The organism is Chitinophagales bacterium, assembly GCA_013816805.1.
Classification (GTDB): domain Bacteria; phylum Bacteroidota; class Bacteroidia; order Chitinophagales; family UBA10324; genus MGR-bin340.
In genome coordinates, this window is sequence record JACDDS010000002.1 from 106,733 (window position 1) to 118,102 (window position 11,370).

An 11,370-nucleotide genomic window follows, 5' to 3' on the forward strand; every position below is an offset into this window, starting at 1 on the left:
TTCGCATGCCAGAAAAAAGCTTTCTGATATACAAATGGTTAGTCTCATAAAGAAAAAATGGTTGTGCGGTTTTGATATAGAAAGTGTGCGAAAATGATATTGCTGAGCCCATCTTCCGTAACTGTTTACAATTCGTTACTCTGCTCTTAAGCTCTTCGCGGGATTTGCTATTGCTGCTCTCATGGTATGGAAGATCACGGTAAGTAACGTAATAATCAAAACTATCAGTGCGGAAAGCAAAAAAGGCGCGGCCGACAGGCCGGTATTGTAGGGAAATATTTTAAGCCATTGATTCATGAAATACCATGCCACCGGAAAAGCTATGATACAGGACAGTCCTACAAGAAATATGAAGTTTTTTATAATCAGCGGCACAATTTCACGAAGGCCGGCTCCCATAATTTTTCGAATGCCGATTTCTTTTTGGCGTTGCTGTGTAGTGAATGCGATTAAGCCCAAAAGTCCCAGGCAGGTAATGAGAATGGTAAGAATTGAAAACGCAATAAATATTTTTCCGCGCTTCTGATCGGCTGCATATTGTGAGTCAAAATCCTGGTCGAGAAAAACATATTGGAAAAGAAGCTCCGGAAAAATCGTTTTCCATGTCTTCTCTAAAGAGGTAAGAGTGGCCGGAATATTTGTGGGACTTATCTTCACAAGAATGTTGTTACTGTTCGGCCGGTAAAAAAGTATGAGTGGCTCGAGCGGATTGTACAGCGACTTTTGATTGTAATCCTTCACAACCCCAATTACTTCAAAATATCTCCCTGAAGTATCGCCGGATGATTTTACAATCTTTCCCAACGGCTCATCCCACCCAAAATATTTTACAAGGTTTTCATTGACGATAATGCTTCTAAGCGTATCCGAAGGTCCGGAAAAATTTCTTCCTTTAACCAATTTAATATCCAGTACCGGAAAGAAATTTTCATCCACCCCATAGCAGGAAATTCCTTTATCTACGCTACCATTGCGGGAATCGAGAGAGAACAAATTGAAGTTAATATTTCCATTTCCAGGACGGCTTTCTGAAGCACTTACGGTTAGCACCTGTGAATTTTCGTGCAACACATTTTTAAACGCCAGCACCTTGCTTCGCAGATCTCCATTGCCATCCACATTCAAGGAAACCACCTCTTCTTTATTAAAACCCAAATCCTTGCTTCGCACATATTGCAATTGCCTGTAGACTACAAACGTGCATACAATCATGATCATGGAAATGGAAAACTGAACAACAATCAGTGCTCTTCGCAGACTAACATTACTCGAGCCTTTTGAGAGACTTCCCTTCAGTACAAAAACAGGATTGAATTTGGAGAGATAAAAAGCAGGATACATTCCTCCTGCAAGTCCTACAAATAAAATAATGGTTGCGAGGATAGAAACGGACTCAGGCTGAAAAAGTATATGAAAGGAAATAGATTTTCCGGCAAGAGAATCAAAGGTGGGGAGCAATAACAGTACGAACACAATGCTTAGCAGCAATCCAATACATGCCGATAATAATGATTCAATGAGGAATTGCGCGATCAGCTGTGACTTGGTCGATCCGGTAACTTTACGAATACCAATTTCTTTGGCTCTTCGCGCAGAACGGGCGGCTGAAATATTCATGTAGTTAATGGAGGCAATAATGAGCATGAAGATCGCAACTGCAAAAAAAATATAGATGTAGGACATGCTCCCGATTTCTTCGGGCTCATTCGTCATATCAGAATGGAGATGTATATCAGTAATCGGCTGAACACCGTAATGGATCTTAATATTGAACTGATCAAAAATTGCCGCCATGTATTTACCATACATCGGCATAAGCTTTTTTTCAAATGCAGCTTTATCCGTATTGGGCTTCAATAAAACATAGGTATAAATATTGAAGTTTCCCCAGCCGCCACCATCATAGTCTTTAGGTAAGGAATTAGCCGAAATTAATGCACTAAAAATTAAGTGTGAGTTTGCAGGAACATCTTTAATCACAGCAGTTACTTTATAAACATCACCGCTGTTGCTGCGCAATGAATTTCCTACCGCGTTGGTCCTTCCAAAATATTTTTCTGCGGACGTTTCAGTGAGCACCATGGAATTAGGTTCTTTCAGTGCTGTTTCAGAATTACCTTCAATAAAATTCCAGGTAAAAACTTTAAAAACATTGCTGTCAGTATAATAAGTTTTGTCTTCATAAAAATGAAGATCGCCGTTCTTAAACATGGTGCGTCCATTAGCAAAAAACCGTACGGCCTCTTCCACTTCAGGATAATCTCTTTTTAAAGCCGGTGCCATTACATATTGAGTAATGGCAAGTTTCATACTGTTTGATGGTTCGTCTATATAGGAATTGATTCGCACAATGCGATCCGCTTTTTTATGATAACGATCAAAGCTTAATTCATCCCTTATGTAAAAGATCATAAACAAGCTGCAGGTAATGCCAATCGCCAATCCCAATATGTTGAGCATGGTATACCACAAGTCTTTTTTAAGATTCCTGATGGCGACAAGCCAAAGATTTCTAATCATGTATGAGCGAATTACTAACGTTATTATTTCAGCTTCACTGAATATTATTCTATTATTACTCTGTTCTTAAACTCGTTACCGGGTTGGTGATGGCTGCTTTCACTGCCTGGAACCCGACTGTCAGCAACGCCATGGCCACAGCAATAAAAGCTGATATTATAAAGATCCACCAGCTTACGTTAACACGGTATGCAAAATCCTGCAGCCATTTATCCATTCCAAGCCATGCAACGGGGAACGCTACCAGCACGGCGATAATAACCAGCTTCAAAAAATCTTTTGAAAGAAGTGTAATGATATTGCTCACGCTGGCACCCAGTACTCTCCGTATACCAATTTCGCGGGCACGTTTCTGGGCTGCATAGGTAACCAATCCAAGCAATCCAATAAAGGCGATAAAAATGGCAAGCATTGAAAATATTTTAAATAGCTTTTCCATGGTTTGTTCCGAATGATAAAGGCTGGCCAATTGCTGATCCAGAAACTTATATTGAAATGGATGCCCCGGAACATAACTGTTCCAGTCCTTTTCTATAGTCCCAAGCACATTTCTAATTTGCGAAGATTGAATGCGCACTGCTGTTAACGGCAATACATTTTTAAACTTTGCACCATTCATAAAAATAAGCGGCGTGATTTTCTGATGCAGTGATTGAAAATTAAAATCTTTTACAATACCAATTACAGTAAGTACCTGCGTAGTACCATCCGGTAAATTAAAAAAGCCATCAGGACTTATTAGCCTTGCCCCAATAGGATCAGCTATTCCTAACTCCGCCAATGCTTTTTCATTTAACAGGATTGACAATGAATCTGTGGCGAGATCTCTTGAAAAAAAACGCCCTTTTACAACCGGAATATCAAGCGTAGATAACAGCTGATCATCTGAAAGTATGCCTCTGCCCGTGAGCGTTTCTTTACTTCCTAAAAGCTGAAAAGAAGCACCAAAAAAGTTTTGATCCCCTGGAAGTGCTGACGTACCTGAAACGTTTTCAATCCCCGGAATTTTACGCAGGTCGTTTATAAACGATTGACTTTGCTTTCCGAGCAGATCTGTCCGCTGCAATTCAACAATGTTATCTTTTCTAAAACCTAACTGATCGCTCAGCATATATTGCATCTGCCTGTCTACAGTAAGAGTAGATATAATCAGCATTACAGATATTGCAAATTGAAAAATTACCAAACCATTCCGGACCAATCGACCTTTGGGGTTAAAGCTAAACTTACCTTTCAGCACTATAATCGGCTTAAATGAAGAAAGCACAAATGCAGGATATAAGCCTGCAAGAACTCCAATAAATATTACTGATAGAATTAAAAACGTGAACTGCAACGGCTGAAAGAAATACAATGCAGATAGGTGCAAATTAAAGAGACCATTAAAAAAAGGAAGTATGACGAAGATTAAAATTATTGCGATTACCAGACTCAATACGCTTGTTATAACTGATTCAAATAAAAACTGACGAATCAATGCACTCTGCTCGCTTCCAAAAGTTTTCCGGATTCCTACTTCCTTTGCACGGTCAAGAGAGCGCGCAGTCGAGAGATTTATAAAATTGATACAAGCCAGCAACAGGATAAAAAAAGCAATTACGCTAAAGGCATATACAATATTGATACTTCCGTTTGGGCTTAACTCCGCTTCAAGATTTGAGGTAAGGTGAATTTTCGTTAAGGGTTGCAGATAATAATGATAGCCATTTCCGGCAGACTGAAATTCCTTAAAAGAAACCCCGAAATTTTTTTCAATATCCCCGGATACGTATTTTTCTATGATAAGAGGGAATTTTCTCTCAAGGGCTTTGGCATCAGCATTGGCATTCAGCAAAAGATAGTTGTAGCAGGAAAAGCTGACGTAGTCCGGCTTTTGAACGCCATTCCCGAAAGAAGACAAGGACGCAATAACATCAAATGTAAAATGTGAATTTGGTGGTAAGTCTTTGCTCACTGCTGTGACTACAGCGGCAGAATCATCAACCGTTATTGTTTTTCCAAGTGCATTGGCTGCTGATCCAAAATATTTCTTTGCTGTGCTTTCGTTTACTACCAGGCTGTTCGGTAAGGTAAGCGCCTTGCTGGCATTGCCAAGCAGAAGAGGTACGGTAAATACATCAAAGAAATTTGAATCGGCAAACAGAACGTTCTTTTCATTAAATACTTTATCATCTACACGTAAAAACAAACCCTGGTCCTGCTGACCCTGAAAAAGTCTAACACTTTGCTCTATTTCGGGAAACTCTTTCTTCATGGCATCACCTATAGAATAGGGAATTATGGCGTACGAAGTAGATCGGCCAGGATAACGGCGGTCAAGAACAACCCTGTAAATGCGATCGCCCTTTTTATGAAAATTATCAAAGTTCAATTCACTGTTGACAAAAAGAATAATGATCATGCATACACTAATACCGATAGCAAGGCCAATCAGGTTAAGCACGGTATAACCCTTTTGCCGCAACATGTTACGCAGTGCCACTTTAGAATAATTTTTGAGCATAGATCAAGTTTTATCTACTATAGTCACTATAAAATTTCTTCTTTAGAAAGTCGTATCCCGTAGCTCATTATTGAAATTTATTTTTTTGATAATATTATAATTACTCTGTTCTCAGGCTCTTTAACGGTTGATAAGTGCCACCCTTACCGTATGATAGCCGACCGTGCACGCTACCAATGCAACCGTTACAAATGCTGCTAAAACAAACACATATCCCTGTACAGGGATTCGAAAAGCAAAATCCTGCAGCCATTTATTTCCTGACCACCGCAACCGCCAGTCATTTATCGAAAACAAAAATGGACGAGCGGCTGCTGAAGTATCTTTGCTTTGAATGAAATTCTTGAGCTTATCATTCAATAAATCTCGATCTGCTTTCGGTTGCAGCTCTGCAAATGTTTGAACTCCGTTTGATTTCCAATCTTTCAGCCAGGCATTCTTTTCCTCAAAATTCTCAAACGGCATCAGCCAATCATAAGAGTAGGTTGTGTTGTACGGAAAATCTTTAAACACTCCGGTGATCTTATATTCATCTGCGTTATTCACCTTCAATGTTTTACCAATGGGGTTTTCATTGTCAAAAAATTTCCTCGACATTGTTTCAGAAATTACCAGTGAGTACACATCATCAAAAGCAGTACGGGAGTTTCCATAAATAAACTGCATTGAAAAAATTTTAAAGATCTGCGAGTCTGCTTCATTTCCATTTTCAAATATTTCTTTCTCGCCCAATGAAAAGAGGGACCGGCTCCCCCAGTTAGTTCGTGCAGCTCGTTTAATACCAGGAATTTCTGACTGTGCCACAGCAGCAAATGGCCCTGGCATAGAAGCAAATGTGTATGTTTTTCCATCGTATGTTTGATTCTCAAGCAACTGATAGATATTATCGCGGTTTTGAATGGAAGTATCGAACATTATTTCATTTTCAACCCACAGCATTATAAGTGCCGCACAGGTTATCCCAATTCCTAGTCCCACGATGTTTAAAAATCCAAATGTTTTATTCTTCCATAGGTTTCTCAAAGCCGTTATTAAATAATTTTTAATCATAGCAGAAAGGAATTTGGCTTCTCGTAAGAGTTTGTGGTAATCTTTCAAGCTTGAAAGATTTATTTGTTGAAGTGTTTAAACACTATTATGTTACAGCTTTGGATAAATAAATCTTTGAATTCTTATGCCAATAATTCTAAGATGGCAGTTTTCAATGTCAGGCTTAAGAAAAGTTTTTTTACGGATTGCTCATGACTTATGCCTAAACCTGTTATTATTCCGCTCGTAACCCTTTTACCGGGTTTGCAAGTGCCACCTTCACGGCCTGGGAGCTCACCGTAAAAAATGCAATCGCCATTCCACAAATTCCTGTCGCGATGAAAACCGTCCAGCTAATGTCGATGCGATACGCGTAATTCTGCAGCCATTTATTCATGAAATACCACGCTACCGGCGATGCGATAAGAAGCGCGACAAAAACAAGACTCAGAAAGCCTTTTGAAAGTAATGCGACGATGTTGCTTACCGATGCACCTAATACTTTTCTTATTGTGATCTCTCTTGTGCGATTCACCGCAGCAAGCGCAGCTAATCCAAGCAGACCAAGGCATGCAAGAAAAATACACAGTGCGCCCGCTAATCCAACAATACTGCTCCATCTTGCTTCCGACTTATAAAAGCGATCCAGATTTTCATCGAGGAGTGAATAGCGAAATGGTAAATCAGCAACTGAAGATGTCCATGCGGATTTTATTTCTGCCAGGGCTTTGGAAGGATCACCCGGTTGTATGCGAACAAAATATTTGTACGGCGCATAGCCATGAAACTCATGGAACATCTCCGGTTTCACTTCTTCGCTGAACGACAGATAATGAAAATCTTTCACCACACCAATCACTGTAGGAATAAAGTTCTCTGAGTAGCCTTTCAACTGTTGCCCGACTGCATTTTGTATTGCCCAGCCAAAATTCTTCATCATCGTCTCATTGATAATCACAGAATTCAACGTATCTGATGTGATGTGCGGATCAAAATTTCTTCCTGCTAAAAGTTGTAAGCCAAGCACCTGCAAATAATTCGGATCAACAAAATATTCGTATACATCGTGATGCTTCTTCGTCATATCATCCCACGATGAAATACTCCAACCGGTTCCTTCACCCAAACTTAATTCCACGTTCTCTTTGTTGAAACCCGGATTTGCTGAGCGTAAATATTTTAACTGCTGAAGAATGATAAGCGTTGAAATGATTAATCCTGCAGAGAGAATGAATTGGAAGGTTACGAGCGACTTTGTGAAAATGTTAGAGCCACCGAGTCGCATTTTCTGTTTTAACACTTCAATTGGCCTGAAACCGGACAGCACCAGCGCCGGATAACTACCAGCTAAAATTCCCACTAAAAGAATAAGAAGCATTAACATCCAGATCATTTCAGGAAACTGCTGAAATGAAAATGCGAGATGTGATCCTGCAAGCTGATTGAAATACGGAAGGAAAAATCGCCCAAGTAAAATTCCGATGGCGGAGGATAAAGCTGAAAGAAGAATTGCTTCTATCATGAACTGACCTATCAGTTGGTTCTTTCTGCTGCCAATTACTTTTCTTATTCCAACTTCCTTTGCGCGGCCTGCACTGCGACCAATAGCGAGCGTGGTGAAGTTGATGCAGGCAATAATCAGAATGCTTGCCGCGATGGCGAGAAGAATCCAAATATTTTTCGGATCAACAGTACCGATGGCGCTTCCTGCCACTTGCGTAGTAGTGTGCATGTCGCGGATCGGCATCAGCTTGTACGTTGTTGGAATGCCGGAACCTTTCCAACTGCTCTCTTTCAACTTCGCCATTTCATCAGGATACTTTTCACTGTAGAGATTATCCAGTCGTTTCTGATCATTAGGCAAATGACTTCCAGGTTGCAGTTGCAGGTAGGTTATGTAACCAAAGTGGTGCCACTCATTTTCGCTCTGCTTTCCCCAATCGGTTCGCAGATATGCCTGGAAGTTTACCATCACCTGGAACTGAATCGTAGAATTAGACGGTGCATCTTCACTTACCGCACTCACGATAAAAGGTTCAAATGCCTTATCAACTTTAATCTCCACAGTTTTTCCCATAGGGTCCTCACTGCCGAAAAGTTTTTTCGCAGCGGAAGCGCTTAGCACCACATGATGCGCATCATCAAGTGAGGAGAAAAGATTTCCTTCTTTACTGCGGAAAGAAAAGATTTTGAAGATTGACGGATCAGCATAGGTGATCGGAATCGGAAGCACCACGCCATTCACTCTTGTAAAATCATCGCTCCACCCTTCTGCCATCCGGGCGTATTGCAGTACGCCGGGTAATTCGGCTTTCATTGCAGGGCCCAAAGGGATTGGCATGTATGGACTTCCGTTAGCGGGTTCATCCTTTGACCCGGCACTCCATCGATAAACGCGGAAAATATTTTCACCGCCGGCATGAAAGCGATCGAACGTAAATTCATTCACGGCATACAACAGGAACAAAATGAAGCACGCCAAACCAATCGAAAGCCCGAAGACATTGATCAGCGCCAAACTTCTTTGTCTTGAGAAATTGCGAAGTGCAATTTTTAAATAGTGTTGAAGCATCTTAATGTTTAAGGTGTGAGTTAATGTTGATTACCTCTCATTATTTAATTGTCGAAGTATTAATTCACTCTTTTGTTACAGCGCAGATCAATTAAATTACCTCTAAACATTGATCACATCAACATGCCAGAAAGAAGCATTCCTGATTTACAATTAGTTAGTATTTTATAAGGAAAAAAGGTGTTCGCTTATGATACATTTGCTGTTCGAAAATGATAGGTGTGGTTCACCGGATTTAATGCAGATGGCCGTGCCTTTACTCTGTTCTTAAACTTTTAACCGGGTTTGCATTCGCTGCTTTCATTGCCTGAAATCCTACTGTAATGAGTGTAATCAGCAATGCTGAAATAGCAGCGATTAAAAACATCCACCAACTCATGCTGATTCGGTATTCAAAATTTTGCAGCCACTTATTCATAGCGTAGAAGGCAAGAGGAAATGCAATCACAGATGCAATGGCCACCGTGATCATGAAATCTTTTGAGATTATGGAAAGCACGTGTGCATATGAGGCACCGAGAATTTTCCGGATGCCAATTTCCTTTGTCCTTCGGTTTACTACTAGTGTTGCCAACCCAAACAATCCCATGCATGCAATGAAAATGGAGAGTACCGATGCCAGCAAAATGATGTTACTCACACGCTGTTCGTTGGCATATTGAGCGGCGATGGATTCATCTAGAAAACGATAATCAAAATCCTGGTCGGCCGCGATCTTCTTCCAAGCATCGTGCAGAAGTTCAATGCCTGCGGATAAACTTCCTGCAGCGAGGCGAACACTCACTCTTGGCTGCGGAGCGACATTGATATTGATGTCGTTCGTTTGATTCGCCATCGAATCGGCTTGCAGTGCAAGAACCAGAGGCTTAACTTTTACATGAAGTGATTCATAATTAAAATCCTTCATGACACCAATCACATGCTGACTGAAATTACCGGGGAGTTTTTTTCCGATAGGATCTCCTATTTTAAATTCATTCACGAATGCCTCATTCACGATCACAGCCTCGGCTTTATCTGCTGTGTTATTCTTCTGAAAATTTCTTCCTTCCACAATCTGAATGTTCATGGCAGGAATGAAATCTTCATCCACTTCATTCATATTTAAGTTGCCATATTTCCTTTGCTCATCTCTGAAGCCCATGTGAATCCAACTGTTTTCAGAAAAAGAATAGAGCGAAGTGGTTGCTTCTTTTACCTGCGGAATTTTATTGAGTTCATTACGGAATCGCATTGCCATCTGACTGGCTTCCACTCCACCTTTATTCATTGGCACAATTACCACTTGCTCTTTATTATAGCCGAGATTTTTGTTTTTCATATAATTCAACTGACCACTGATTACGAGCGTGCAGATAATCATCGAGATCGAAGCAATGAACTGCCCGGCAATCAGTGACCGACGAAACAGTCCCACACTTCCCGAGCCTTTCAATTTCCCTTTGAAAACTTCGGTAGGATTAAAAGATGAAAGAACAAGAGAAGGATAAATACCTACGACGAAAGCAATAAAAAGGAGTAATGCGATAAAAAATAAAATCACCACCGGATCAAATGTTAAAGAAAGATGTCTCTGAAATAAATTGTTAAATGGATCCAGAAACAACAATGCGAAAAGAAATCCGATCACCACTGAAGTAATGGTGAAGAGGAATGCCTCTGTCCAGAATTGCTGGATCAATTGTTTTCTTTCTGCGCCCATCACTTTTCTCACGCCTACTTCCATCGCCCGATTGGTGGATCTTCCAATGGAAAGCGTAATGAAATTGATACAGGCAATTAACAGAATCAGTATTCCAATGGTGGCAAGCACGTAAGAGTAAACCGGAGTGCTTGTTCCGTTGCCGGGAGGAACGGTACGTCCGAAATAAATATCGCTGATCGGTTGCAGGTACAAACTTAAAACGCCAGGCTGGTAATTGTCTCCTGAAATCACTTTAATCAGTGATTCAAATTTCGGAGCGAAGGATGCTGATGTTTCAGGTTGTTTCAAAAGCACAAATGATTCGGGATAGATCTGAGTCCACGCCGTCATCTGCTCCGGTGAAAAAAGATAGTGTGCATTGTCGAACGACATCAGCATGTCGAATTGAATACTCGATTCTTCCGGTACATGATCCACGACGCCACTAACCGTGTACAGCACTTTATCGTCCCGCATTTGCAGTTCAAGATTCAGTCCTATAGGATCTGTATTCCCAAAATACTTTTTTGCTTTTTCTTTGGTGATGATGATAGAATTCGCAGTGGGAAAAGGATTGTTCGGATTTCCTTGCGTCAATTCGAAGTCGAACATTTTGAAGAAAGCAACATCAACCATGTCAATGTCTTCGTTACTCGCCGTTTGATTGATTGCTTTTACATTCGATGAAAATGAATTAACCCGGGTGAATTCCACCACATCCGGCATATTGGCTTTAATTGCGGGACCAAGGGGAATGGGCGTTGCGATGTCAGTATAAATTTTATCCGTACCGTAATTCTCCTGCATCCACACGCGATAGAGCAGGTCCGATTTTGTGTGAAAGCAATCATAGTTCCATTCGCTTTTCACGAAGAGCATAATGAGAATACACGAAGCAACTCCTACCGCAAGGCCTAAAATATTTATAGCAGTATAACCTTTATGTTTTAAGAGGTAACGTGCGGCGATTTTCAAATAATTTTTTATCATAGGAAAAATGTTTCCAGTTTCTGTTTAGGTTGGCGTCCTCATTAATTTTAATCCTGATCCATTCCGGATTTT

General features: G+C 40.6%; 5 protein-coding genes. All 5 read right to left on the bottom strand.

The genetic code is table 11. From position 1 onward, the window contains the following. Nucleotides 1-135: 135 nt before the first annotated feature. The 5 genes from H0W62_02265 to H0W62_02285 all read right to left on the bottom strand — a co-directional run bounded on the left by H0W62_02265 (nucleotide 136) and on the right by H0W62_02285 (nucleotide 11,298). Nucleotides 136-2,520: an ABC transporter permease gene (locus H0W62_02265; protein MBA3647365.1), complete on the bottom strand. Its 2,385-nt coding sequence runs from the start codon at nucleotides 2,518-2,520 to the stop codon at nucleotides 136-138. Nucleotides 2,521-2,575: 55 nt separating this feature from the next. Then, nucleotides 2,576-5,023: an ABC transporter permease gene (locus H0W62_02270; protein MBA3647366.1), complete on the bottom strand. Its 2,448-nt coding sequence runs from the start codon at nucleotides 5,021-5,023 to the stop codon at nucleotides 2,576-2,578. A 120-nt stretch (nucleotides 5,024-5,143) separates the two neighbouring features. Beyond that, nucleotides 5,144-6,073 carry an ABC transporter permease gene (locus H0W62_02275; protein ID MBA3647367.1) on the bottom strand — a complete coding sequence of 310 codons (930 nt, stop codon included), beginning with the start codon at nucleotides 6,071-6,073 and terminating at the stop codon, nucleotides 5,144-5,146. A 214-nt stretch (nucleotides 6,074-6,287) separates the two neighbouring features. After that, nucleotides 6,288-8,624 (bottom strand): ABC transporter permease, encoded by a 2,337-nt coding sequence (locus H0W62_02280; GenBank protein MBA3647368.1) that lies wholly within the window; start codon nucleotides 8,622-8,624, stop codon nucleotides 6,288-6,290. 256 nt (nucleotides 8,625-8,880) lie between these two features. After that, nucleotides 8,881-11,298, bottom strand: a complete 2,418-nt coding sequence (locus H0W62_02285; GenBank protein MBA3647369.1) for an ABC transporter permease — start codon at nucleotides 11,296-11,298, stop codon at nucleotides 8,881-8,883. Nucleotides 11,299-11,370: the final 72 nt, after the last annotated feature.